The sequence below is a fragment of the Streptomyces sp. genome, assembly GCF_019510245.1.
Taxonomy (GTDB): Bacteria; Actinomycetota; Actinomycetes; order Streptomycetales; family Streptomycetaceae; genus Streptomyces.
This window is the reverse complement of sequence record NZ_JAEKKT010000156.1, coordinates 1-25,023: the sequence shown is the minus strand read 5'-3', so window position 1 is coordinate 25,023 and position 25,023 is coordinate 1. Positions and strand designations below refer to the sequence as shown.

Annotated in this window: 20 protein-coding genes and 1 pseudogene; 6 read left to right on the top strand and 15 right to left on the bottom strand. The window is 70.3% G+C overall.

The genetic code is table 11. The features are described from left to right. The first annotated feature begins 52 nt into the window (after positions 1 to 52). Together JF597_RS29025 and JF597_RS29020 are read left to right on the top strand one after the other, a co-directional pair. Entirely contained in the window at positions 53 to 2,035 is a 1,983-nt protein-coding gene (locus tag JF597_RS29025; RefSeq protein ID WP_294002234.1) for an alpha-L-fucosidase, read from the top strand. A 51-nt stretch (positions 2,036 to 2,086) separates the two neighbouring features. Beyond that, the gene (locus JF597_RS29020) at positions 2,087 to 3,421 is read left to right on the top strand and encodes a ricin-type beta-trefoil lectin domain protein (RefSeq protein ID WP_294002233.1); all 1,335 of its coding nucleotides are present in this window, start codon (positions 2,087 to 2,089) and stop codon (positions 3,419 to 3,421) included. 52 nt (positions 3,422 to 3,473) lie between these two features. Here the strand turns inward: JF597_RS29020 and JF597_RS29015 are convergent, their stop codons facing one another. Then, complete coding sequence (locus JF597_RS29015; RefSeq protein ID WP_294002232.1) at positions 3,474 to 4,175, bottom strand: FadR/GntR family transcriptional regulator; 702 nt, start codon at positions 4,173 to 4,175, stop codon at positions 3,474 to 3,476. Between the two features lie 337 nt (positions 4,176 to 4,512). Here JF597_RS29015 and JF597_RS29010 point away from each other — a divergent pair, with 337 nt between their 5' ends. Next, positions 4,513 to 6,744 (top strand): alpha-L-fucosidase, encoded by a 2,232-nt coding sequence (locus JF597_RS29010; protein WP_294002231.1) that lies wholly within the window; start codon positions 4,513 to 4,515, stop codon positions 6,742 to 6,744. Positions 6,745 to 6,832: 88 nt separating this feature from the next. Here JF597_RS29010 and JF597_RS29005 read toward each other — a convergent pair whose 3' ends face one another. From JF597_RS29005 to JF597_RS28950, 12 genes are all read right to left on the bottom strand, one after another. After that, positions 6,833 to 7,552 carry a FadR/GntR family transcriptional regulator gene (locus tag JF597_RS29005; RefSeq protein WP_294002230.1) on the bottom strand — a complete coding sequence of 240 codons (720 nt, stop codon included), beginning with the start codon at positions 7,550 to 7,552 and terminating at the stop codon, positions 6,833 to 6,835. Continuing rightward, positions 7,543 to 8,553: an aldo/keto reductase gene (locus tag JF597_RS29000; RefSeq protein WP_294002229.1), complete on the bottom strand. Its 1,011-nt coding sequence runs from the start codon at positions 8,551 to 8,553 to the stop codon at positions 7,543 to 7,545. The genes JF597_RS29005 and JF597_RS29000 overlap by 10 nt, the downstream gene beginning before the upstream one ends. A gap of 23 nt (positions 8,554 to 8,576) precedes the next feature. Beyond that, positions 8,577 to 9,614, bottom strand: coding sequence for a sugar kinase (locus JF597_RS28995; RefSeq protein ID WP_294002228.1), 1,038 nt, complete (start codon positions 9,612 to 9,614; stop codon positions 8,577 to 8,579). Beyond that, positions 9,611 to 10,240 carry a bifunctional 4-hydroxy-2-oxoglutarate aldolase/2-dehydro-3-deoxy-phosphogluconate aldolase gene (eda, locus tag JF597_RS28990; RefSeq protein ID WP_294002227.1) on the bottom strand — a complete coding sequence of 210 codons (630 nt, stop codon included), beginning with the start codon at positions 10,238 to 10,240 and terminating at the stop codon, positions 9,611 to 9,613. Before eda ends, JF597_RS28995 begins: the two co-directional genes overlap by 4 nt. Continuing rightward, positions 10,237 to 10,998 (bottom strand): SDR family oxidoreductase, encoded by a 762-nt coding sequence (locus JF597_RS28985; RefSeq protein ID WP_294002226.1) that lies wholly within the window; start codon positions 10,996 to 10,998, stop codon positions 10,237 to 10,239. The genes eda and JF597_RS28985 overlap by 4 nt, the downstream gene beginning before the upstream one ends. After that, positions 10,995 to 12,038 carry an alcohol dehydrogenase catalytic domain-containing protein gene (locus JF597_RS28980; RefSeq protein ID WP_294002225.1) on the bottom strand — a complete coding sequence of 348 codons (1,044 nt, stop codon included), beginning with the start codon at positions 12,036 to 12,038 and terminating at the stop codon, positions 10,995 to 10,997. Before JF597_RS28980 ends, JF597_RS28985 begins: the two co-directional genes overlap by 4 nt. Continuing rightward, a complete protein-coding gene (locus tag JF597_RS28975) occupies positions 12,035 to 12,472 on the bottom strand; it encodes an RbsD/FucU family protein (RefSeq protein WP_294002224.1) in 438 nt (145 codons plus the stop codon). The genes JF597_RS28980 and JF597_RS28975 overlap by 4 nt, the downstream gene beginning before the upstream one ends. 12 nt (positions 12,473 to 12,484) lie before the next feature. Further along, a complete protein-coding gene (locus tag JF597_RS28970; RefSeq protein WP_294002223.1) occupies positions 12,485 to 13,372 on the bottom strand; it encodes an amidohydrolase family protein in 888 nt (295 codons plus the stop codon). Then, positions 13,365 to 14,690, bottom strand: a complete 1,326-nt coding sequence (locus tag JF597_RS28965) for an L-fuconate dehydratase (protein ID WP_294002222.1) — start codon at positions 14,688 to 14,690, stop codon at positions 13,365 to 13,367. The genes JF597_RS28970 and JF597_RS28965 overlap by 8 nt, the downstream gene beginning before the upstream one ends. Before the next feature lie 92 nt (positions 14,691 to 14,782). Then, positions 14,783 to 15,823: an ABC transporter permease gene (locus JF597_RS28960; RefSeq protein WP_294002259.1), complete on the bottom strand. Its 1,041-nt coding sequence runs from the start codon at positions 15,821 to 15,823 to the stop codon at positions 14,783 to 14,785. Between the two features lie 4 nt (positions 15,824 to 15,827). Further along, positions 15,828 to 17,393 (bottom strand): sugar ABC transporter ATP-binding protein, encoded by a 1,566-nt coding sequence (locus JF597_RS28955; protein WP_294002221.1) that lies wholly within the window; start codon positions 17,391 to 17,393, stop codon positions 15,828 to 15,830. Positions 17,394 to 17,439: 46 nt separating this feature from the next. Continuing rightward, complete coding sequence (locus JF597_RS28950) at positions 17,440 to 18,504, bottom strand: sugar ABC transporter substrate-binding protein (protein ID WP_294002220.1); 1,065 nt, start codon at positions 18,502 to 18,504, stop codon at positions 17,440 to 17,442. Positions 18,505 to 19,189: 685 nt separating this feature from the next. On the opposite strand from JF597_RS28950, the gene JF597_RS28945 reads away from it, so the two are divergent. Next, complete coding sequence (locus JF597_RS28945) at positions 19,190 to 19,531, top strand: metalloregulator ArsR/SmtB family transcription factor (RefSeq protein ID WP_294002219.1); 342 nt, start codon at positions 19,190 to 19,192, stop codon at positions 19,529 to 19,531. Continuing rightward, complete coding sequence (locus tag JF597_RS28940; protein WP_294002217.1) at positions 19,528 to 21,240, top strand: SulP family inorganic anion transporter; 1,713 nt, start codon at positions 19,528 to 19,530, stop codon at positions 21,238 to 21,240. Before JF597_RS28945 ends, JF597_RS28940 begins: the two co-directional genes overlap by 4 nt. 292 nt (positions 21,241 to 21,532) lie before the next feature. Here JF597_RS28940 and JF597_RS28935 read toward each other — a convergent pair. Further along, positions 21,533 to 23,561, bottom strand: a pseudogene (locus tag JF597_RS28935) (ATP-dependent DNA helicase). A 413-nt stretch (positions 23,562 to 23,974) separates the two neighbouring features. Between JF597_RS28935 and JF597_RS28930 the strand changes: the two are divergent. Further along, positions 23,975 to 24,325 (top strand): metalloregulator ArsR/SmtB family transcription factor, encoded by a 351-nt coding sequence (locus JF597_RS28930; protein ID WP_294002216.1) that lies wholly within the window; start codon positions 23,975 to 23,977, stop codon positions 24,323 to 24,325. A gap of 46 nt (positions 24,326 to 24,371) precedes the next feature. On the opposite strand, the gene JF597_RS28925 is transcribed toward JF597_RS28930, so the two are convergent. Then, complete coding sequence (locus tag JF597_RS28925; RefSeq protein ID WP_294002214.1) at positions 24,372 to 24,971, bottom strand: cation transporter; 600 nt, start codon at positions 24,969 to 24,971, stop codon at positions 24,372 to 24,374. Positions 24,972 to 25,023 lie beyond the last annotated feature (52 nt).

Sequence of the window (25,023 nt, the reverse complement as noted above, 5' to 3'; positions counted from 1 at the left end):
CGGTGCCGGCCGGGAACGCCCACCCCGTCAACGGACTTGGAAGGACCCCCACATGACTTCCTCCCCCCGCCCGATCAGCCGCCGCCGCATGCTCGCGGCGACCGGCGCGGCCACGGCCTTCGGCCTGCTGCGGTTCGCACCTGAGGCCGCCGCCACCGACGGCCCCGCGAGTTACGCCGCGAGCTGGTCCTCCGTGGACCAGCACCCCCCGGCGCCGGCCTGGTTCAAGGACGCCAAGTTCGGCATCTACTACCACTGGGGCGCCTTCAGCGTCCCGGCGTTCGGCAACGAGTGGTATCCGCGCAACATGTACATCGGTGGCTCGAGCGAGAACCAGCACCACATCGCCACCTACGGCGACCCCTCGGTGTGGCCGTACCACAACTTCATCGACGGCGCCCGCGACAAGGCGGGCAACTACGTGCAGTTTGCCCCCGCACTCGTCTCCCAGGGCGGCAATTGGGACCCGGACGCCTGGGCCCGGCTGTTCAGGTCCGCGGGCGCCCGGTTCGCCGGCCCGGTCGCCGAGCACCACGACGGCTTCTCGATGTGGAACAGCCGCGCCAACCCGTGGAACTCCGTCCAGCACGGCCCCCGGCTCGACCTGGTCGCCCTGCACGCCCAGGCCATCCGCGCCCAGGGCCTGAAGTTCATGGCCTCGCTCCACCACGCCTACCACTTCAACGGCTACTACGACCACGTGCCGTCCCAGTCCGACCCGGCCCTGCGCATCCTCTACGGACAACAGGGCTCGGCGGCCGAGAACAAGCTCTGGTACGACAAGCTGGTCGAGGTCATCGACGGTTACCAGCCCGACCTGCTCTGGCAGGACTTCGACCTGAACCTGGTGCAGGAGTCCTACCGGCTGCAGTTCCTCGCGCACTACTACAACCAGGCGGTCGCCTGGAACAAGGACGTGGTCGCGACCTACAAGGACGGCCTCGACAACAAGGGCGAGGTCTTCGACTTCGAGCGCGGCGGCCCGGCAGGACTGCTCACGCCCTACTGGCTGACCGACGACAGCATCTCCTCCTCCAGCTGGTGCTACACGGTGGGCATCGGCTACTACACGACGCAGGCGCTGCTGCACTCGCTGATCGACCGGGTCAGCAAGGGCGGCACCATGCTGCTGAACATCGCCCCGACGGCCGACGGCACCATCCCCTCCGCACAGCAGTCGATCCTGCTCGCCATGGGGGACTGGCTCGGCCGCTTCGGAGAGGCGGTCTACGGCACCCGCTCCTGGTCCGCTTACGGCGAGGGCCCCACCAAGATGGGCGGGGGCTCCTTCAGCGGACCGGTGGCAGGCAAACCTCAGGACGTCCGCTTCACCCGCAGTCAGGACAACAAGGTCCTCTACGCCACCACGCTGGGCTGGCAGGGCGCGACCACGACCATCACCACGCTGAACTCCAACCAGATCAACCTCAGCAGCCTGACCGGCGCCCAACTGCTGAACAACGCCGCCGGCACCTACGTCAACCTGCCCGTACCGACGCAGGACGCCTCCGGCCTGCACCTGACCATGCCCTCGACGAACCCGCCGTTCACCGCCCTGGCGTACACGGTCAAGCTCACCTTCTCCGGTGACATCCCCGTCCTCGGCGCACCGGGCGGTTCCACGACCTGGGTGAAGATCGGCAACGTGACCAGCGGACTGGTGCTCGACAGCGGGGGCAACGTCGCCTCCGGCTCCAACCTCAAGCAGTGGAACTACGACGGAAGCGCCAACCTGCAGTGGCAGCTCGTCGACCTCGGCAACGGGTACTGCCGCCTCGTGAACCGCGCCAACGGCATGGCCGCCGACAGCTGGGGCAACGCCGCCAACGGCGCTCCCGCCCGCCAGGAGGCGTGGAACGGCGGCAACAACCAGCAGTGGTCGCTGAACAGCCTGGGCGACAACCGCTACCAGATCATCAACCGCGGCACCGGCACCGCCCTGGACGGCAGCGGCAGCACCACGGTGGGGTCGACCACGGTGCTGTGGACGCCGAACTCCAGCACCAACAACGAATGGACCATCACCGGCGTGTGAACCGTCCGCGCGACCGAAGCCTCTCCCTCGACCACGGAAGAAGGAGCGCGCATGAAACGCACACCACTCCTACTGTCCATCGCGGCTGCGATACTCCTCGTCCTGTCGGCTGCCGGCACCTCGATCGGCAACGGCCTCGGAGCCCTCAGGCCGGCCGCAGCCGCCGCGGCCACCGCCGGCTGCGGCAAGGCCCCCACACTGACGAGCGGTACCCACACCATCCAGAGCGGCGGCCAGACACGCAGTTACATCCTGAGGGTCCCCGCCGGCTACGACAGCAACCACCCCTACCGGCTGATCTTCGGCTTCCACTGGCGCGGCGGCACGGCGGCCGACGTCGACTCGGGCGGAACGGACGGATACAACTGGTCCTACTACGGCCTGCGGCGCCTGGCGGACAGCGCGAACAACGGCACGATCTTCGTCGCCCCGCAGGGCATCGGCAACGGCTGGGCCAACTCCGGCGGTCAGGACGTGGCCTTCGTCGACGCCATGGTCAGCCAGATCGAAGCGGGCCTGTGCGTCGACACCACCCAGTTGTTCTCCGCGGGCTTCAGCTACGGCGGTGCCATGTCGTACGCCCTCGCCTGCTCCCGGGCGACCGTCTTCCGCGCCGTCGCGGTGTACTCCGGCGCGAACCTCAGTGGCTGCAACGGCGGCAACCAGCCCATCGCCTACATGGGACTGCACGGCCTCAGGGACGACGTGCTGCCCATCCAGTCGGGACGGGACCTGCGCGACACCTTCGTGCGGACGAACGGCTGCACCCCGCAGAATCCGCCCGAACCGGCCTACGGAAGCCTGACACACATCATCACCACCTATTCAGGATGCAGGTCCGGATATCCCGTCGTCTGGGCCGCGTTCGACGGAGCAGGCCACGACCCCGGCCCCGTCGACGGCTCCACCGGTGACGGCTGGCGCACCTGGACCTCTGCCGCGGTGTGGCAGTTCTTCACCCGGTTCGACTCGAACCAGCCGCCGCCTCCGCCGTCCACCGGCGACCAGGAGATCATCGGTCAGCAGTCGGGACGCTGCCTCGACATCGACAACTCCACGACCGCCAACGGCACACAGGCACAACTGTGGGACTGCAACGGCGGCTCCAACCAGCGGTGGACCTACTCCGGCGGAAAGCAACTGGTCGTCTACGGAAGCAAGTGCCTGGGTGTAGGCCCGTCCGCCGGCAGCGGCAGCCCGGCGGCGATCTGGGACTGCAGCGAGCAGGCGGATCAGCAATGGAACGTCAATCCGGACGGCACGATCACAGCAGTGCGGTCGGGACTGTGCCTGGACGCCAACGGCCAGGCAACCGGCAACGGGACGAAGGTCCAGCTGTGGGCCTGCACGGGCGGCGCCAACCAGCACTGGCGCCTGCAGAACTGACGGGCGCGCCCGGACTCGGCGCCGGGCCTGGCCGGAATCCGGCCCCCGTTCGCTACGCCTGTGGGGTGCTTGATCGCAGGTGCTCGCGGAGCCAGTGCTCGGTGTTGCTGACGTGCAGCAGGGCCGCGGCCTGGCTCACCGCGGTGTCGCGGGTGCGGAGGGCGTTGTAGATCGCCTCGTGTTCGGCGAGGGTCCGCCCGGCGGACTGGTCGTCCAACTGGCCCCGCCAGATCCGGGCGCGCAGGGTACGGCCCGAGATGCCCTCGAGCAGGGTGAGCAGGCTCTCGTTGCCGGTGGCCGCCACGACCGAGCGGTGGAAGGCCGCATCATGGACGTTGAGCCGCTCCACGTCGTCGCTCGCCTCCCGCATCGCGTCCAAGTGGCCCTTGACCTGGGCCAGTTGGTCGTCGGTGATCCTGGCGGCGGCCAGTCCGGTGGCGAGCGGTTCGAGCAGCCGCCGGACCTCCATCAGATCCAGCAGGGCGCCCGTGTCGCTCTGGAGGAGCTCCACGGCGCCGCCGAGTCCCTCCAGCAGCAGGCTGGGCTGGAGACTGGTCACGTACGTGCCGTCGCCTCGCCGTACCTCGAGCACCCGGGCCACGGCCAGTGCCTTGACCGCCTCGCGGGCGAGGTTGCGGGAGAGGCCCAGCTGGGCGGCGAGCTCCGGCTCCGGGGGCAGCTTCGCGCCCGGCGGTAGTGCGCCGGAGCGGATGAGCTCACGGATCTGCCCGATGGCCCTGTCTGTCAGGGACAACGTGAGCTCCTTCCGTGAGCGTGCCGTGCGGTCCGGTGCGCGAGTGACCGGGGCGGTGCGTCAAGTGTGTGCCGCCGATGATACCGGGGGCCGTGGCGGGCTGTCGGTGGAGCAGCTCTCTACCCGAAACATTGTATGTTTGCCGGTAAATAAATACCAGCAAAAGCGACATAAAGCTAAAAAACTCACGGTGAGAAGCTGTTTTCATCCCTGCACGCCCGTTGACATGGCGATGACACATGGCGGACCTTCTTCCGTAACGGCCGGCGCAACGGGTGGTGGCCGTCGCGCCGGTTCCACCTCTCCCGTCTGCCTTCGTCCGTCACAGGGATGGCCCATGCCCAGTTCGATCAACAGACGTCAGTTCCTCGCCGGTGCCACCTGCGTGGCCGCGGCGGCCGTCGCGGGGGGAGTGTTCGGCGCCGGCACCGCGCAGGCCGCTCCCAGCACCTACACACCCACGTGGGCTTCGGTGAACCAGCACCCGCCCGCCCCGGAGTGGTTCCAGGACGCCAAGTTCGGTATCTACTTCCACTGGGGCGTCTTCAGCGTCCCCGCCTACGACAGCGAGTGGTACCCCCGCAACATGTACATCAGCGGGAGCAACGCCAACACGCACCACATCGCGACCTACGGCGACCCCTCGGTGTGGCCGTACCACAACTTCATCAACGGGGCGAACGACAAGGCGGGCCACTTCACCCAGTTCGCACCCAGACTCAAGTCCGCCGGAGGGAACTTCGACCCCGACGAGTGGGCCCAGCTCTTCGTCGACGCCGGAGCGAAGTTCGCGGGGCCGGTCGCGGAGCACCACGACGGATTCTCCATGTGGGACTCGCAGGTCAACGAGTGGAACTCGGTCGCCAAGGGGCCCAGGCTCGACCTGCTGAAGCTGTTCACCACGGCGATCCGCGCCAAGAACCTCAAGCTCCTCGTGGCGATGCACCACGCCTACAACTTCAACGGCTACTACGACCACGTGCCCGCCCAGACCGACCCCAGCCTACAGAAGCTCTACGGGCAACTGGGCTCCACCGCCGAGAACCAGCTCTGGTACGACAAGCTCAAGGAGGTCGTCGACCGCGCCCAACCGGACATCCTCTGGGAGGACTTCGACCTGACCAAGGTCGACGAGACGCAGCGCCTGAACTTCCTGTCGTACTACTACAACCAGGCCAATGCCTGGGGCAAAGAGGTCGTCGCCACCTACAAGGACGGCTTCAACGGCCACGGCGAGGTCTTCGACTACGAGCGCGGCGGCCCGGCCGACCGGACCGCGCCCTACTGGCTCACCGACGACAGCATCTCCAGCTCCAGCTGGTGCTACACGCAGGGGATCGGCTACTACAGCACCCAGCAGATGCTGCACTCCCTGATCGACCGGGTCAGCAAGAACGGCAACATGCTGCTGAACATCGCGCCGATGGCCGACGGCACGATCCCCCAGGGCCAGAAGGACGTGCTGCTCGGCATCGGCGACTACCTGAAGCGTTTCGGGGAGTCGATGTACGCGACGCGTGCCTGGACGCAGTACGGCGAGGGGCCGACCCGGATGGGCGGGGGCGCGTTCACCGCCCCCCTCGTCGGCACCGCACAGGACATCCGCTTCACCCGCAGCAAGGGCAACACGGTGCTGTACGCCACCGTGCTGGGCTGGCCCGGCAGTTCACTGAAGATCAGGACCCTGAGCTCGGACCGCATCAACGTCTCCTCGCTCACCTCGGTCAAGCTGCTCGACTCGACCGCCGGCACCTACATCAACCTCGCCGCGCCGACGCAGGACTCCTCCGGGCTGACCGTGACGCTGCCCTCCTCGGCGCCGTTCACCGCGGGCGCCTACGTCCTCAAGCTCAGCTTCTCCGGCCCGATCCCCCCGCTGCGGCCGGCGGTCGGTGCCGTGGTCTACCAGGACGTCAACTACTCCGCGAACTACGCGGTGCTCGACCCCGGCACCTACACGGCCGAGCAGCTGCAGCTGGCCGGGGTGGACCCCCAGAGCATCTCCTCCCTGAAGCTGGCGGCCGGCAACCAGATCATCGCCTACAGTGGCGACAACTTCACCGGCACCTCCTGGACCTTCACCGCCGACAACCCCGACCTCAGGGTCACCGGCCAGAACGACCAGATCACCTCCCTGAAGGTGCAGTTCAATCCGGCCACCTACTTCCGCATCACCAACGTCACCGACGGCCTGGCCCTGGACAGCGGAGGAAACGTCGCCTCGGGATCCAACCTCAAGCAGTACACCTGGGACGGCAGCCCCAACCTCCAGTGGCAGCTCGTGGACGTCGGCGGCGGCTACTACAAGCTGGTCAACCGCACCAACGGCATGGTCGCCGACGGCTGGGGCGCCACCTCCGACGGCTCCCCGGCCCAGCAGGCGGCCTGGAACGGCAGCAACAACCAGCAGTGGACGGTCACCCACCGCGGCGAGGGCATGTGCACCATCGCCAACCGGACCACCGGCCTCGTCCTGGACGGCGGCGGGAACGTGGCCTCCGGGTCCGTCACCAAGCAGTGGGGCTACGGCAGCAGCACCAACCTGCTGTGGACCTTCACCGCCCAGTGACACGGGCGTGAAGGCGGTGAACCGAAGGACTGCCCGGGCGGAGAACCGTCCGGGCAGTCCCCCAGTTCGCCGTTGCGGCGGCGCGGCCTCAGCCAGGAGATCTCGTCACCCGCAAGCCCTCCGCGGCCTCCAGATGCTCCCGCAGCCACTGTTCGGTGTTGTTGACGTGCACCAGTGCCGCGGCGTGACTCAGAACGGCGTCACGCGCGGCCAGAGCCGCGTAGATCGCCTCGTGCTCCGCGAGCGTACGGGCCGCCGCCCGGCTGTCGACCAGACCACGCCAGATCCGCGCGCGCAGGGTGCGGCCCGAGATGCCCTCCAGCAGGGTGATCAGCGTTTCGTTGCCGGTGACGTCCACGATGGCGCGGTGGAACGCCACGTCGTGCGCATTGAGCCGCTCCACGTCGTCGCGCGCCGCGCGCATGGCGTCCAGATGCCGCTTCACCTCGCCCAGCGCGTCGTCAGACAGCCGGGCGACGGCCAGGGCGGTGGCGGCGGGCTCGAGCAGCCGCCGCACCTCCATGAGGTCCAGTACGGCACCGGGATCGCCCTGGAGCAGTTCCACCGCGCCACCGAGGCCCTCGAGGAGCAGGCTCGGCTGCAGGCTGGTGACGTACGTGCCGTCGCCCCGCCGGATCTCCAGCACGCGCGCCACGGCCAGCGCCTTCACCGCCTCGCGTGCGAGGTTGCGGGAGAGCCCGAGCTGGGCGGCCAGCTCGGGCTCGGGAGGCAGCTTCGCGCCCGGAGGCAGCGCCCCGGAGGCGATGAGTTGGCGGATCTGGGTGATCGCCTTGTCGGTCAGGGACACGGCCGACTCCTCTCGTCGGGTGCGAAGGGGACCTCGGCGCGGAGGAGCCCCTGGTCGCGCAGGTCGTGCCAGAGCTCCTTGGGGACGGGCTGTCGGTGCAGGAGCGCGTTGCGCCGGACCTGTCCGGGGTCGCGCATGCCGAGCGTGACGTTGATGACGCTCGGATGAGTGAGGGGGAAGGCGATGGCGGCGGCGGGCAGTGTGGTGCCGTGGGCCTCGCAGACGTCGGCGATGGCACGGGCGCGGTCGACGAGTTCCGGCGGGGCGGCCTGGTAGTCGTACTTCATGCCTTCCGCGGGCCGGTCCAGCGAAAGCAGGCCGGAGTTGAAGACGCCGACGGCGACGACGGCCTTGCCGTGTTCCTGCGCGGTGGGCAGCACGTCGTCGAGGGCGGACTGGTCGAGGAGGGTGTAGCGCCCGGCGAGCATCACGAGGTCGGCGGCGGTCTCGCGCAGGAAGCGGGCGAGCATGGCGGACTGGTTCATGCCGGCGCCGATCGCTCCGATGACGCCTTGGTCGCGTAGTTCGGCGAGGGCGGGCATGGCCTCGTCCGCTGCCTGTTGCCAGTGGTCGTCGGGGTCGTGGAGGTAGACGATGTCGAGGTGGTCCAGGCCGGTGCGCTGCAGCGTCGCCTCGATGGAGCGCAGCACGCCGTCGCGGCTGAAGTCCCATTGGCGGCGCAGGTCGTCGCGGACGACGAAGCCTTCGGTGTCGACGCCTTCGGGGTGTTCGTTGGGGACGAGGAGTCGGCCGACCTTGGAGGAGATGACGTACTGATCGCGGGGCCGGTGGTGCAGGGCGGCGCCCAGGCGGTGTTCGGAGAGGCCGAGGCCGTAGTGGGGAGCGGTGTCGTAGTAGCGGATGCCCGCGTCCCAGGCGGAGTCGACGGCGGCCGCCGCGTCCTCGGCGCTGGTGGTGCGGTAGAGGTTGCCGATCACGGAGGCACCGAAGCCGAGCTCGGTGACCTGGACGGCGGTGGTGGGGATCGTACGGCGGCGCAAGGGGTGCTCCCGGGAGGGGTGGTTCAGCGTCGGACGTGTGCAGTGGCGCCCGCGAGGAGCGCCTCGACCTCGGCGAGGGTGGCCATGGAGACGTCACCGGGCGTGGTCATGGTGAGGGCGCCGTGCGCGGTGCCGTAGGCGAGGGCGCGCTCCAGGCCCGCACCGGTGAGCAGGCCGTAGACGAGGCCCGCGGCGAAGCCGTCGCCGGAGCCGATGCGGTCCAGGACGTGCAGACCGGGCATGCGGGGGCCGCTGACCAGCCCGGTCTCGCGTGACCAGGCGAGCGAGGACCAGTCGTTGACCCCGGCCGAGGGCACTGCGCGCAGAGTCGTCGCCAGCACTCCCGCCTGCGGCAGCTGGGACGACACCGAGGCGAGCGCGTCGGGTACCTCGTCGTCGGTCAGCCGCACGGCGCCCGGGTGCGGGCCCGCGAGTCCGAGGGCACCCACGACGACGTCGGCGTGCCGGGCCAGGCGGAGGTCGGTCTCGCGGGCCCGTGCGGCGCCACCCCGGCCGTCCCAGAGGCTGGGCCGGTAGTTGGGGTCGTAGGAGACGGTGACGCCGTACCGACGGGCGGCCGCCATGGCCTCGTCGGCGACGTCGACGGTGGTGTCAGACAGTCCGGCGAAGATCCCGCCGGTGTGGAACCAGCGCACCCCGGCCGAGAACACCGCGTCCCAGTCGACGTCCCCCTTGCGTAGTTGGGAGACGGCGGTGTTCGCGCGGTCGCTCACGCCCAGCGCCCCGCGGATGCCGAAGCCGCGCTCGACGAAGTTCAGGCCGTTGCGGACCGTGCGCCCCATGCCGTCCGCCGCGACCCAGCGAATGTGCGAGGTGTCGACGCCGCCCTGGAGGATCAGGTCCTCCGCGAGCCGGCCCACCGCGTTGTCGGCGAGGGCGGTGACGACGGCGGTGCGCAGGCCGAAGCAGCGGCGCAGTCCGCGTACGACGTTGTACTCGCCGCCGCCCTCCCAGACCTGGAAGGTGCGGGCGGTGCGGATCCTGCCCTCGCCGGGGTCGAACCGCAGCATCACCTCGCCCAGGGCGATCACGTCGGTCACCGGGCCGTCCTCTCCACTGCCTCGGCGGTCAGCCGGCGGATCTCGTCGTACGCGCCGCGTTCGAGGTGGCCGGGGGTGGCGATCCAGCTGCCGCCCACGGCGAGGACCGACGGGTGGGCGAGATAGCCGGGCAGCTGGTCGGGTCCTATGCCGCCGGTCGGCACGAAGCGTGCCTGCGGGAAGGGAGCCGCGAGCGCGCGGAGCGTCCCCATGCCACCGAGCGGTTCGGCGGGAAACAGCTTGACCGTGTCGAGACCCGCCTTCAACGCGCGCATCAACTCGCTCGCCGTCGCCACGCCCGGCACGACCGGTACTCCCAACGTGCGTGCCCTGTCGATGACTTCGTCGTCGATGCCGGGCGAGACGAGGAAGCGGGCCCCGGCAGCCACGGCCCGTTCCGCCTGCTCCGCGGTGAGCACGGTCCCGGCACCGACGGTCAGAGCGCCGTGCGCCGCCATCGCCTTGACGACCTGTTCCGCGTCGGGTGTGCGGAAGGTGACCTCCGCACAGCGGGCGCCGCCCGCCGCGAGCGCGTCGGCCAGGGGGCCGGCACTCGCGACGGACGCCACGGTGAGCACGGGCAGCAGACGCGACCCCGCCAGTACGGCGGCCAGGTCCCCCGTCATCGTCCGAGCCATCCGCCGTCGACGGGCAGGGTGGTGCCGTGGATGTAGTCGGAGGCGGGGGAGGCGAGGAAGACGGTGGCGCCGGCGAGGTCGTCGGCGGTGCCCCAGCGTCCGGCGGGGATCCGCTCCAGGATGGCCTTGCTGCGGGCCGGATCGTCCTGGAGGGCCTGCGTGTTGTCGGTGGCGATGTAGCCGGGGGCGATGGCGTTGACGTTGACCCCGTGCGGCGCCCACTCGTTGGCCAGCGCCTTCGTCAGCCCGGCGATGCCGTGCTTGGCGGCGGTGTAGCCGGGGACGGTGATGCCGCCCTGGTAGCTGAGCAGGGAGGCCGTGAAGACGACCTTGCCCTGTCCGCGGGCCACCATCGTGGCACCCACGGCCCGGGTGAGCGCGAACTGCGCGGTGAGGTTGACCTGGAGCACCAATGCCCAGTCGGCGTCGCTGTGTTGGGCGGCCGGGGTGCGGCGGATGGTGCCCGCGTTGTTGATCAGGATGTCCACCGGGCGTTCGCGCCCGGCGAGCTCCTCGCCCAGAGCGCGGACGGCGTCGGGGTCGGCGAAGTCGGTGCGGATCGCCTCGAAGGAACGCCCGGCCGTGAGGACGTCCTTCTCCACCTGGCTCCCGGACTGTTCCAGGTTGGCGCTGACACCGATCACGTCCGCGCCGGCCTGGGCGAGCGCCCGGGCCATCGCCTGGCCGATGCCGCGTCGGGCGCCGGTGACGACGGCGAGCTTCCCGGTGAGGTCAAAGGCGCTCATGCGGTGGCTCCCTGGGTGTCGTCGGTGCAGTCCACGAGGATCTTCATCACGTCTCCGCCGCTCTCCAGCGCCTCGAAGGCGGCCGGTGCCTCGGTCATCGGCACGATCTTGGTGATCAGGCGCTGGGCGGGGATGGTGCCGTCGGCGACCAGGGCGACCGCCCGCTCGAAATCGGAGCGGTCGTACAACCGGGCGCCCACGAGGGTGAGTTCGCGCCAGAAAAAGCGGTGCAGGTTGATCTCGCGGGGCCGTGGGTGGATGGCGACCAGGCACAGCCGGCCACGCACGCCGAGGACGTCGACGGCGGTGTCCACACCGCCCGCCGCTCCCGATACCTCGAAGGCGACGTCCGCTCCCGCCTCGCCCGCCCACTGCTGGACGAGTTCGGTGATGTCGGCGGCGGCCGGGTCCCAGGTGCTCAGGCCCAACTCCTCGGCGAGCAGCCTGCGATGGGCGTTGAGTTCGACCACCCGTACCTCGGCGCCGACGGCGCGGGCGACGAGCGCGATCAGGATGCCGACGGGTCCGCCGCCGACCACGACGACCTTCTCGCCGTCCTTCACCGCCGCCCGGCCGACGTCGTGTACCGCGACGGCGGTCGGTTCGACGAGCGCGGCCTGGTCCAGGGGGAGGGTTGCGGGCAGCCGGATGAGGGTGGAGGCGGGTACCGTCCAGCGCTGCTGCATGGCGCCGGGGGAGTCGATGCCGATGAAGTCCAGGTGCTGGCAGATGTGCTGGTGGCCGGCTCGGCAGGCCGGGCAGGTGTCGTCCCAGCGCAGCGGCATCACGGTGACCGCGTCGTCGGGGTGCCACTCCTCGACGCCGGGTCCGACGCGGACGATCCGCCCGGCCATCTCGTGTCCCAGGACGGCGGGCGCGGCGACGCGGGCGTCCATGTCGCCGTGGAAGATGTGCAGGTCGGTTCCGCAGATTCCGACGTAGGCGGGGGCGAGTTCCACCTCGCCGGGGCCGGGCTCGGAGGCGGTGGCGGGCGCGGTGTCCAGGGTGCGGGCCGAAGTGTAGCGGACGGCGAGAGTCATCGTGGGGTCAGGGTCCCTTCCGCGCGGACGCCGATGGTCAGCAGCAGGTTGGCGTAGGTACGGGTGTCACCGGTGACGACGGCGAGTGCCAGGTCGGGGGAGCGGGCGGCGTCGTAGAACGCGAAGCGGCCGAGCGTGTCGACGGGCACCGGCGCCAGTCGGGACCGGTACTCGGCGATGGCCGCCGGCTCCGGCTCGCCCTCGGGCGGCACCATCACCTGCGCCGCCTCCACGGGCAGGGCGCGCAACAGCACGTCCAGGACCGTGGTCACGTCGAGGGTGCCGGGTGCCAGGTTGAGGTGAACGGTCCTGGCTCGTTCGCCGACGGCGGTGCTGGCGGGGTAGTGGCCGTCGGCGAGCAGGACACGGGCGCCGTGCCCGGCTCCGGCCAGCGCTTCGAGGATGCCGGGGTGCAGCAGTTCGGTCAGCAGCACGCGGTCCCCTCCTTACGTGTCGTTCTCGTGGTCGGTCAGGCGGTAGAAGGCGGTGGCCGTGTCACAGAGCACCGCCTGCCTCTCGTGCGGGGAGCAGTCGTCCATCAGTTGTTCGACGGTGGCGGCCCAGCGGGACCAGCCTCCGGCGAGGACGCAGACGGGCCAGTCGGAGCCGAACATCAGCCGCTCGGGGCCGAAGGCGGCCAGGAGGGTGTCCCAGACGGGGCGGATGTCGTCGAGTGTCCAGGTGTGGTGGTCGGCTTCGGTGATCAGTCCGGAGACCTTGCACCGCACCTGAGGATGACTCGCCAGCGCCCGCACCTGGCGCGCCCAGTCGGAGAACGCTGGCTGTCCGATGGGCGGTTTGCCCGCGTGGTCCAGCACGAGCGGGAGGTCCGGGAAGCGCTGGGCGAGACGGATCGCCTGGTCGAACTGGTGGCTGCGGATGAGCACGTCGTAGCCGAGGCCCCGGTCCCGTACGGCGCGCAGGCCCCGCTCGACGGACGGCTGCTGCAGCCACTCCGGGTCCGGCTCGCTTTGCACCAGGTGGCGCAGGGCCCGCAGGTAGTCGCCCCCGGGCTTGGAGCGCAGTTCGTCGAGTACGTCGCCGATCGCGGGGGACGTCAGGTCCGCCCAGCCGACCACCGCGCCGACCAGCGGGTCCCGGCCCGCGAGGTCGAGCAGGTCCGCGGTCTCCGCCACGGAGGTCACGCACTGCACGACCACCGTGCTGGTCAGCCGGCGCCCCGCCAGGGGCCGGTCGGCTGCCCGTCGCAGGTCCTCGACGCCGAGGCTGCGGCGGATCGGCTCGAGGCCGGGCTCCTCCAGCCAGGCCTGGGGCCGGCGGTCCAGGTCCCACACGTGGTGGTGGGCGTCGACCAGGGGCAGTGATTCAGACACGGGCGGACCAGACCGGGCCGTCGGGGTAGCTGTACTCCTTGAGGGAGGCGGGGTGCATCTGCGCGCTCAGTCCGGGCAGCGTCGGGGCGAGGTAGTGGCCGTCGACGATGCGGACCGGGTCGACGAAGTGCTCGTGCAGGTGGTCGACGTACTCGATGACCCGGTCCTCGGTGGTGCCGGAGACGGCGACGTAGTCGAACATCGACAGGTGCTGCACCATCTCGCACAGGCCGACGCCGCCGGCGTGCGGGCAGACCGGCACACCGAACTTCGCGGCCAGCAGCAGGATGGCGATGTTCTCGTTGACGCCGCCGACGCGGGCGGAGTCGATCTGCACGATGTCGACCGCGCCGGCCTGCAGCAGCTGCTTGAACACCACCCGGTTGGCGATGTGTTCGCCGGTGGCGACCTTGATGGGGCTGAGCGCCCTGCGGACGGCGGCGTGGCCGAGGATGTCGTCGGGGGAGGTGGGCTCCTCGATCCAGTACGGGTCGTAGGGGGCCAGGGCCCGCATCCAGTCGATGGCGGGCTGGACGTCCCATCTCTGGTTGGCGTCCACGGCGATCCGGATGTCCGGGCCGACGGTCTCGCGGGCGGTGCGCAGGCGCCGTATGTCGTCCTGCAGGTCGGCGCCCACCTTCAGCTTGATCTGCGTGAAGCCGTCCGCGACGGCCTCACGGGCGAGGCGGGCCAGCTTCTCGTCGGAGTAGCCGAGCCAGCCCGGGGTGGTGGTGTAGGCCGGGTAGCCCTGGTCGAGAAGGTGGCCGATGCGCCGCTCACGGCCGGGTTCGGCACGGCGCAGGATCTCCAGCGCCTCCTCGGGCGTGAGCGCGTCGGACAGCCAGCGGAAGTCGACCTGGGCGACCAGCTCCTCCGGCGACATCTCGCCCAGCAAGCGCCAGACCGGCTTGCCCGCCCGCTTGGCGGACAGGTCCCAGGCGGCGTTGACGACCGCGCCGGTCGCCATGTGGATGGCGCCCTTCTCCGGCCCCAGCCAGCGCAGTTGCGGGTCGTGGACCAGGGAGCGGGCGAAGGCGCCGAGATCGGAGCAGACTTCTTCCACGGACAGGCCGACCACGTGCGGGGCGAGGGTGGCGATGGCGGCGGCCTGGGCGTCGTTGCCGCGTCCGGTGGTGAAGGCCAGGGCGTGGCCCTCCAGCCCGTCGCCCGCGTCGGTGCGCAGGACCACGTAGGCGGCCGAGTAGTCGGGCTCGGGGTTCATGGCGTCCGAGCCGTCGAGGTGTTCGGAGGTCGGGAACCGCACGTCCAGGACGTCCAGGGCGATGATGCGGGCTGACGGGGGCACGGGGGAGGACATGGCGGCAACTCCTGGGAGGGGCAGGGGAGACGGGTCTCCCCGCGACGAGACGTGAACGCGGCGGAGGCGGGGCGGCCGGTGGGCCGCCCGGGTCACTCCTGGACCTTGCCGCCGGTGATGCGGGAGATGGCGAGGGCGACCAGGATGATCAGGCCGTTGAGGGCGCCGATCCACTGGGCGGGGACACCGGCCAGCGTCAGCACGTTCTGGATCATGAAGAGCAGCAGGATGCCGCAGAACGCGCCGAACATGGTGCCCCTGCCGCCGTTGAGGCTGATGCCCCCGATGACGGCGGCGGCGAAGACGGTGAAGATGTAGCCGTTGCCCTGCGCGGAGGCGACCGAGGCCAGGCGTCCGGAGAGCATCAGCCCGGCGAGGGCGGCAAGCACGCTGCCGGTGACGATGACGATCCACAGCACCCGGTCGGTGCGGATGCCGGCCGCCTTCGCCGCGTCGACGTTGCCGCCGATGGCGTACAGGGAGCGGCCGAAGCTGGTCCAGCCGAGCACCACGATCGCGACGGCGAACAGGGCCAGGCAGATCCAGATCGAGGCGGGCATGCCGAACCATTCGGCGGTGCCGGTGTAGAGCATCGACTGCGGCAGCTGGAAGAAGGTCTGACCGCCGGAGATGCCGGTGAGGATGCCGCGCAGCACGATCAGCATGCCGAGCGTGACGATGAAGCCGTTGAGGCCGAAGCGGATGATCAGCAGCGAGTTGATCACGCCGACGAGCGCGCCCACGGCGAGGGTGAGGGGGACCGACCAGGCGCCGGGGAGCAGACCGAGTCCGTGCCCGGCGCCGGCCGGGACGACCAGCCAGGCCGCGACGCCCGGCGCCAGACCCATGGTGGACTCCAGGGACAGGTCCATCTTCTTGACGATCAGGATCATCGTCTGGGCGAGGACCAGCAGGGCCATCTCGGACATGGTCTGCAGGACGTTGATGAGGTTGTCGGCCTGCAGGAAGACCGGGTTGACGATCTGTCCGACGATCGCGATGACGACGATCGCCGGAACGAGCGCCAGGTCGCGCAGCCGGGCGAGGGGGATCCGGCCGCCGAGCAGCGCGGTGCGCCTCTGCCCGGTCTCCACGGCCTGGGCGGCGGCGTCCGCGAGGACGGTTTCAGGCATTGCTTCAGGCATGCAGGTCCACTCCTTCCATCGCGGCCACGAGGTCGTGGTCGTGCCAGCCGCGTGGTATCTCGGTCGTGACCCGGCCCTGGAACATCACCAGGATCCGGTCGCACATGCGCAGGTCGTCGAGTTCGTCGGAGGCGATGAGCACGCCCGTGCCGGACTCGGCGGTCTCCTCGACCTTGCCGAGGAGGAACTCCTTGGAGCGCACGTCCACGCCGGCGGTCGGGTTGATCAGGACCAGCAGCCGGGGGTCGTCGGCCAGGGCGCGCGCCATGACGACCTTCTGCTGGTTGCCGCCGGACAGGGCGGAGACGGGCAGCTCCGGTCCGGGGGTCTTGATGGCCAGGTTCTCGATCATGCCCTCGGCCAGCCGGTCGCGCCGTCCGCGGCTGAGGAAGCCGTTCCTGCCGAGCCGCCTGGGCACGGACAGGGTCGCGTTGTCGGCGATCGACATGTCCGGCACGAAGCCCTGGTGGTGCCGGTCCTGCGGAACGAACCCGGCGCCGGCCGCGAGCGCGTCGGGCACGCTGCCCGGCCGGGGCCGGCGCCCGGAGATCTCCAGGTCCCCCCTCGCGGCGGCGCGCAGGCCTACGACGGTCTCGGCGACCTCCGTACGTCCGCTGGCGGCGGCGCCCGCGAGGCCGACGATCTCCCCGGCGCCCACCTGGAAAGTGACGTCGGTGTAGGTGTCGTCGCTGCTCAGACCGTGCACGGTCAGCGCGGGCACGGTGCTCTCGTCCAGGCTGGCGGTGCGCTCCTGGCGCCGGTCTGCCGCGGCCTCGCCGGTCATGGCGGCGACCAGCTCGGTGCGGGGCAGTTCCGCGACCGGCGCGGTCACGATGTGCGCCGCGTCGCGGAACACCGTCACCATGTCGCAGATCTCGTAGACCTCCTGCAGGTGATGACTGATGAACAGGAAGGTCACGCCCTGGCGTTGCAGGTCGCGGATGCGGTCGAAGAGCCGGTTGATCGCCGCCGCGTCGAGCTGCGCGGTGGGCTCGTCGAGGATGATGAACCGGGCCCCGAAGGACAGCGCCCGGGCGATCTCGACGAACTGCCGCTGCTCGACGCTGAGGTCGCCGGCCGGGGACTGCGGGTCGACCTCCACCGACCAGGCCGACAGCAGCTCCTGGGCCCGGCGGCGTACGCCGGTCCAGCTGATGAGCCGGTGGGGGCCGTGGTGGTGCCGGTTCAGGAACAGGTTCTCGGCGACGGTCAGCGTGGGGATGATCGTCGACTTCTGGTAGACGCAGGCGACGCGCCGGCGCCAGGCGTCGCGGTCGCTGAGCCGCGGCGCGGGGTCGCCGCCGAAGGTGACCGTCCCCTCGTCGGGGGCGTGCAGGCCCGTCAGGACGGACACGAGGGTCGACTTGCCGGCCCCGTTGCGGCCGACGAGTGCGTGGGTCTCGCCGGGCCGGATGGTGATCCGGGCGCCGTTCAGGGCCACCGTCGGACCGAATCGTTTGACTATGCCCGTCGCCTCGACGACGGGCGGGGCCGCAAAGGCCCGCCCGTCGTCCGCCGGGGCGGGCGCGGGGGTGACAGTACGCTCCCCGTCGCTCATCTCAACCGCCTTGTTCTGGATAGCCGTTGGTCCCTGACCGGGCAGGTCAGCCGAGGTGGTTGCCCCACAGCGACGTGTCGTCGCTCTTGACGCTGGGAACGCCGCCGTAGGTGCCGCCGTCAGCGGTGACCAGAGGAGCGGAGAGCTGGTCCTCCAGCAGACCGACACGGACCTGGATGATCGTGCTGTCGTGGTCGGTCTTGCCCGGCTTGAACGTCTTCCCGTCGATCGCGGCCTTGAGGTAGTACAGGGCGTACTTGGCGTACAGGTCGGCGGGCTGGGAGACGGTGGCGTCGATCTTGCCCGCGGCGATGTCCTTGAGCTCCTCGGGGATGCCGTCGTTGGACACGATGAACACGTGCTTCTTGTCCTTCGGATCCACCAGCAGGCCCTTCTGCTTGAGCACCTGCAGCGTGCCGGACAGGCCGAAGCTGGATTCCATGTAGACGCCCTTGATGTCCGGGTTGGCGGTGAGGTCCGTCTGCAGCTTCTGCGCGGCGACCGCGCCGTCCCAGTTGGTGGCCTCGCCGAACACCTTGATGCCGGGGTAGCTCTTCTTCATGCAGTCGTTGAACGCCTCGGTGCGGTCACGGCCGTTGATCGAGTCGAGGCCGCCTTCGAGCATGACGACCTTGCCCTTGCCGCCGAGCTTCGTGCCGAGGAACTGGCAGGCCTTCTCGCCGTAGGCGCGGTTGTCGGCCCGCACCACCATGAACACCTTGCCGGTGTCGGGACGGGTGTCGACGGTGACGACGGGGATCTTCTTCGCCTCCAGCTGCGCCAGGGTCGGCGCGATGGCGGCGGTGTCCTGCGGCGCCATCGCTATGCCCTTGACGCCCTGGCTGATGAACGTCTGCGCGTTGGCGGTGAGCTTGGCGACGTCGTTCTGGGAGTTCGTGGTCTTCAGGGACAGGCCGAGCTGCTTCGCGAAGTCGGGCGTGTACTTGATGTAGGAGTTCCAGAAGTCGGTGTCGGACCGCGGGTAGTCGACGCCCACGAGCGGCTTGCCGCTCGACGAGGCGGACGTACCGGAGCCGCTGCTGCACGCGCTGAGCAGCGTCAGCGCACAGACGACGGAGGCTGTGGAGCTGAGTGCGGGTCTGATTCTCATGGGTACTTCCTCGCGCTTGTCCCGGAGCGGGGTTGTTACACCGATGCGACGGTTGGGTGTCGCTGACAGAGAGATGGGATGTTTATAGGGTGGGTCCGGAGGGGTTGTCTAGAGGCATGGGAGAAGAAGCTGGAGAATTCCGCCTGATCGCTCGACTGGGGGTCGCCGTCATGGGATGTCAACAAGGGATCCATCCCATCAATGTTGTGAACCTGTGATGGGATGTCTCTTGCATCGGATCGCTAGATGGCGGCGTCCGGGCGGGCTCGGCGCCCGGCACCCGGCGGCCGACCCGCTCGGAGGCCGGCCTGCCCTCGGCCCCGTGCGCGCCGGCGACTGGCGGGCCCGCGCCGGACGCTCCTGCGGAAGCACGGACTCACCGGGCACGGTCGTCATCAACGGCCGAGCGCTGACGGCACCGACGTCGTGGCGCCGGGTCACCACCGCCCGTGACCGCCCCGGGACGGCCCCAGCGCCTCCGCTTCGGCATGGCCGTCCACCCTCGACACCGCCAGAGTCTCCGCCACCCCCTCCGACGCCAGGGCTCCGGACGGCATCCTGATGAGGAATTGCAAATTTTCGCAATTGCTTAGATGCTTAGTTCATCGTGTTCGCAAGTTGCCGCGGATGCAGCTTTTCCCTGTCCGTCTTGTGGGGCGGGGCTCGCAGGCGAAGGTGAGGGGTCGTGTCCGTTCCGCTGTACCAGGCGAAGGCGGAGTTCTTCCGGATGCTGGGGCATCCCGTGCGGATCCGGGTCCTGGAGCTGCTGCAGGACGGGCCGATGCCGGTGCGGGACCTGCTGGCCGCGATCGAGGTGGAGCCCTCCGGCCTGTCGCAGCACCTGGCGGTGCTGCGCCGCTCGGGGATCGTCACGTCGGCCCGCGAGGGCTCGACCGTCGTCTACGAGCTGGCCGGGGGCGACGTCGCGGACCTGATGACGGCCGCGCGGCGAATCCTGACCGAGATGCTCGCCGGACGGAACGAACTACTGGTCGAGTTGCGGGACGCGGAGGTCGCCAAGCAATGACACGGTGGATCGGCCGGGCCGGCTCCCGGATCACCGCACTGCTGCCCGCCCGTACCGACCTGGCTCAGGCAGGCCGCGACCCTCGACGGGACCTGCTCGCCGGGCTGACCGTGGCCATCGTGGCGCTGCCCCTGGCCCTCGGTTTCGGTGTCTCCTCCGGGCTGGGCGCGGAGGCGGGTCTGGCGACCGCTGTCGTGGCGGGCGCCCTCGCCGCCCTCTTCGGCGGATCCAACCTCCAGGTGTCGGGGCCGACCGGCGCCATGACCGTGGTCCTCGTCCCCATCGTCGGCCGGTACGGCCGGACGGGTGTCCTCACGGTCGGTCTGCTGGCCGGCGTGATGCTGGTGGCGCTCGCCGTACTGAAGGCCGGGCGGTACATGCAGTACATTCCCGCGCCCGTGGTCGAGGGCTTCACTCTCGGCATCGCCTGCGTGATCGGCCTCCAGCAGATCCCGAACGCCCTCGGCGTGCCCAAGCCGGAGGGCGACCGGGTGCTGGTGGTGACCTGGCGGGCGGTCGAGGAGTTCACCGGGTCCCCGAACTGGACGGCCGTCGGCCTCGCCGCCGCGGTGGCCGCCGTCATGCTGGCCGGCGCCCGCCTGCGACCGGCCGTACCGTTCTCCATCCTGGCCGTGACCGCCGCGACCGTGGTCGCGCAGGCCGCCCACCTGAATGCCGCCAAGCCGATCGGTGACCTGCCCTCCGGACTGCCCGCGCCCTCGCTCGCCTTCCTCGATCTCGGCTCGCTGGGTTCCCTGCTCGCCCCGGCCGTCGCGGTGGCCGCGCTCGCCGCCCTGGAGTCCCTCCTGTCGGCGTCGGTCGCCGACGGCATGACAGTCGGGCAGAGGCACGACCCCGACCGGGAGCTGTTCGGCCAGGGCCTCGCGAACATCGCTGCTCCGCTCTTCGGCGGTGTCCCGGCGACCGGCGCGATCGCCCGTACCGCGGTCAACGTCCGCACCGGCGCGAGCTCCCGGCTCGCCGCCCTCACCCACGCCGCCGTTCTCGCCGTGATCGTCTTCGCCGCCGCACCGCTGGTCTCGAGGATCCCGCTCGCCGCGCTCGCCGGCGTGCTGCTCGCCACCGCGGTCCGCATGGTCGAGGTGGGCTCGCTCAGGGCCCTGGCGCGGGCCACCCGCTCCGATGCGCTGATCCTTGTCCTGACCGCCGCAGCGACCCTCGCCCTCGACCTCGTGTACGCGGTCGTCATCGGCCTGGCCGTCGCGGGTGCCCTCGCCCTGCACGCGGTCGCGAAGCAGGCGCGCGTCGACAAGGTGCCGCTCGACCGGGGCGACCACGGCGCCGAGGAACACGCCCTGCTGGCCGAGAACATCGTGGCCTACCGCATCGACGGCCCGCTGTTCTTCGCCGCCGCCCACCGTTTCCTGCTGGTACTGGCCGAGGTGGCCGACGTCAGGGTCGTCATCCTGCGGATGTCCCGGGTGTCGACCATGGACGCCACCGGTGCCCTCGTCCTCAAGGACGCCGTCCAGAAACTGCGCCGACGCGGCATCACCGTCCTCGCCTCCGGCATTCGCCCCGGCCAGCGCCGGGTCCTGGACTCCCTCGGCGTGCTGGACCTGCTGCGCGACGAGGGCCGGGAGTACACCACCACACCCGAGGCGATCGCGGCCGCCCGCGCCCATCTGGAGACGGCCGGAGTCCTGCCCGCCCTTCCCACGCAGCAGCCACGAACCTCCAGCACTTGACCATGATCCGGCCCGCCTGACAGGCGTGGGGGCAGGGCCGACTGACCGTCAGCGGACCCGGCCCTGCCCAATGAATCCTGAGGACCTGGCCCATACCTCGCCGTACCCGACCGACCACGTCAAACGGTTCGGCGAGTACAGCACGCACGAACTCGGCATCGAACCCGACGCGGACCAGGCCCCGTGATGCCGGGTGCCGCCACGAGCGGTGACCCGTCGAGCAGCCCCGCGAGCGGGCGGGTGTCCGTACCGCGCCGGGTGCGCCCGCGGCGACGACGCGGGCGCCGAGCCGTCAGGCGGGCCGGACGGTGATGGTGCAGAGGCGCTTGGTGGCCCGGGTCAGGGCTACGTACAAGTCCCTTTCCCCACCGGGACGGGCCGTGATGATCTCCTCGGGACTCACGACGACGACCCCGTCGAATTCCAGGCCGCGCGCTTCGGACGCCGGCACGATGCGTGCGTGGTGAGCGATGCCCTGGGCCGTCAGCCCGCTGACCCGGGTGTCCGCGCAGATCACTCCCAGAAGCTCGCCCGGGTGCGCGGTGCTCTGGGCGCGGAGTGCCTGAACGACGGCGGTGATCAACCCGGTCGCGGGTGTGGTCACGGCCCGAGGGCTCTCACCGCTTCGCAGTGACCGTGCGGGCTGCTGGTCCGGGGCGATCTGCGTGAGCAGGTCCCGGACGCTTTCCAGGATCTCCTGCGTGGTGCGGTAGCTGACGGTCAGGTTGTGCAGCGTGAACCGCGGTCCCACGTGCGGGCTCAGCGCTTCCTTCCAGTCGCGTGCTGTCGTGACCGGCCCCGCCTGGGCGAAGTCACCCACCAGCGTCATCGACCTCGCCGGGCAGCGGCGGGCGATCATCCGCCACTGCATCGCGGTCAGTTCCTGCGCCTCGTCGACGACGACGTGCCCGTACGTCCGCTCGGGAGGGCCGTCGACCAGGCTCGCCGCCTCGTCCAGCAACGGCACATCGGCCTCGGTCCACGGGTCGTCCGGACCGCGCAGCAGAAGGGACCTCTCCTGCGCGGTCAGGCGGGGCAGGTGTTGGGCGAGAGCGTCGGCGCTCGTCAGGAGCGCCTTGACGAGGTCACCGGGTACCAGCCCCGGCCACAACGCCTCGACCGCTCGGTCGACGCCGGCGTCGTCGAGAAGATCGGCCCGGATGGCGTCCAGGTCCAACGCGTGGACCGGACCTGAGTCGTCCCCACCTTCGGCACGGCGCTGGGCGACTCCCGTGAACCGGTCGAGGTTCAGGCCCGTCATCTTCTCGGCATCGGCGTCGATCTGATCCAGGAGGTCGCCCATGTCTCGTTGCATCGCATCGGCGACGGCGTCGACCAAGAGCTCCTTGAACACCTGGCGCGCGGGGTTGTGCCCCGGTACGGCGGTCACGGCGGCCTCGCGCGCCACGGCGACTTCCTCGCAGGAGAGGCGAACCAGTTCCTGTCCGACGCGCACGCCGAAGTCCCCGGCCGGGGCTCGGTGGACGCGCAGCAGGCCGGCCAAGGCGCCAGCGAGGTCGGAACTGCCCTTCAGGCGCGCCGTGTCGAGCGGGCCCGCCGCGTCCGTGGACACTCCGGCCAGTTCCCGGCAGGTCGCCAGGACGACGTCGTTCTCGCCGAGCGAGGGAAGGACCTGGGAGATGTAGTCGAGGAACCGGGCGTTCGGGCCCACCACCAGGACACCCTCCTCCGCGGCGCGGGGGAACGCGTACAGGACGAAGGCCGCCCGGTGCAGGGCGACCACCGTTTTGCCGGTGCCGGGCCCGCCCTGCACCACGGTCACCCCGCGGTGGGCGGAGCGGACGATCTCGTCCTGCTCGGCCTGCAGCGTCGCGACGGCCGCGTGCATCCTGCCCGTACGCCGTGCCGACAGAGCCTCGGTCAACGGGCCGTCCCCCACGACGTCCTCGTCGGTCGGGGCGGTCCCGTCCAGCAGTTCGTCGCTCACCGAGATGACCGTGCGCTCCTCGAGGCGCAGGTGCCTGCGCCGCCGCAGGGCCATCGGGTGGACCGGTGTCGCCTCGTAGGAAAGGCCGCGCCGCGTTCGCGCGCCAGTCCACGAGCAGCGGCAGGTCATCCTCCTCCCTCTGCAGTCCGATCCGCCCGATGCGCAGGGCCGTGCCGTCCGTCCAGTCGATGCGTCCGAAGACCAGCCCCTTCTCGGCGCCTTCCAGGCGGCCTATTTCCCTGGTCAGACGCTCGGCGGTGATTTCCCTCTCGTATGCCTCACCGGCGCTGTCCGCCGGAGCCTTCAGCACGCTCGCTCGGTGTACTCGCGCCTCGGAAAGCCGCTCGGTGAGCAACTCGTACAAGGAGGACACATAATCCTGCTCCGATTCAACCGCACGCACAGCGGGATCGTTCGCTTCCGACAAAGGGGGCTCCTTCGATTCGAGCCACACCATACGGTCAAAGCTCCCCAAGGGTAAGTCTTGACTTACTTGTTGAGGATGTGTCCCTGCGGCTGAATCCATGACGGCGGACCGTATTACGTGTCATGCATTCCGCCGTTCCGTATATCGCTATTTGCCTTCCTGAATCGCTGCGCCGAATCTTCCCCGCTTTCCTTCGATCCAATGAGATGGAAACGGGGGCTTGCCTCGCTGCTTCGGTGCGGATTCGATCCGGCAGGCGCCGCAGGCGAGGATGGCCGCATGTTGCTGACGAGTGGATGGATGCGATGCGCCGAACGCCGGCCGGTGGGGCCGTGCGGCTGTGTGGGGGAGGCGACTCCATGAGTACACCGCTGTACCAACTGAAGGCCGAGTTCTTCAAGACGCTCGGCCATCCGGCCCGCATCCGGGTCCTGGAACTGCTGAGCGAGCGAGAGCATGCGGTCGCCGAGATGCTGCCCGAGGTGGGCATCGAGGCTGCGCACCTGTCCCAGCAACTCGCCGTGCTGCGGCGCGCAAACCTGGTCAGGACCCGGAAGGAGGGCTCCAACGTGTACTACTCGTTGGCCAGCCCGCAACTGGCCGAGCTGCTGCGGGTGGCGCGGTCCATCCTGTCCGGCGTGCTGGCCGGGCAGGCGGAACTCCTCGCCGACCTCCAGTCCGCACAGCAGGAGCCGAACCCGCCGTCGTAGCGGTGGCCCCAGGACGGCGGCCGGTTTCCATCGCTGGTCACGAGCGTCAGTGCTCGCTGAAGAAGATCTCCTTGGCCTCGCGCAGTGCGTAGTAGACCAGCACGTAGCCGGTGGCCGGGTCGGCCCACCAGAGGCCGGCCAGGGAATTCAGCAGGAGGCCGAGCAGCACGGCGGAGGCCAGCAGGCCGTCGATCAGGGTCACCCGGCCCTCGGTCTTCAGCACCGGGTTGTCGAGCGCGGTGCCCGTGCGTGCCTTGCCGGCGGCGAGCGTGAACATCACCGCAGCCGTCACCGCGGTCCAGCCGATGCCCAGCGGGGAGTGGTGGGGCCGGAAGCCGGAGGCCAGCACCCATGTGGACTGCACCAGCAGGTACACCGCCAGGAGCGCGAAGCCGACGCCGATCAGATTCAGCGCACGGCGTCGGCGGTCCTCGCCGGTGCCGGACAGTTCCCAGACCACCACGGTGGAGGCGCCGATCTCGATCAGGGAGTCCAGTCCGAACCCGGCCAGCGCGACGGACCTGGCGGAGAGCGCGGCGACGGCGAGCACCACGATGCCGATCACGTTCCAGCCCAGGGTGACGTACTCCAGAGCCAAGCCGCGGCGGACAAGTGTCCGGCGGGCGGCGTCATCAGTGCTGTCCACCGCGAGATCCTCCCAGACCTGCCCACCGGACGCGAAGACGCCTCAGGCGTCC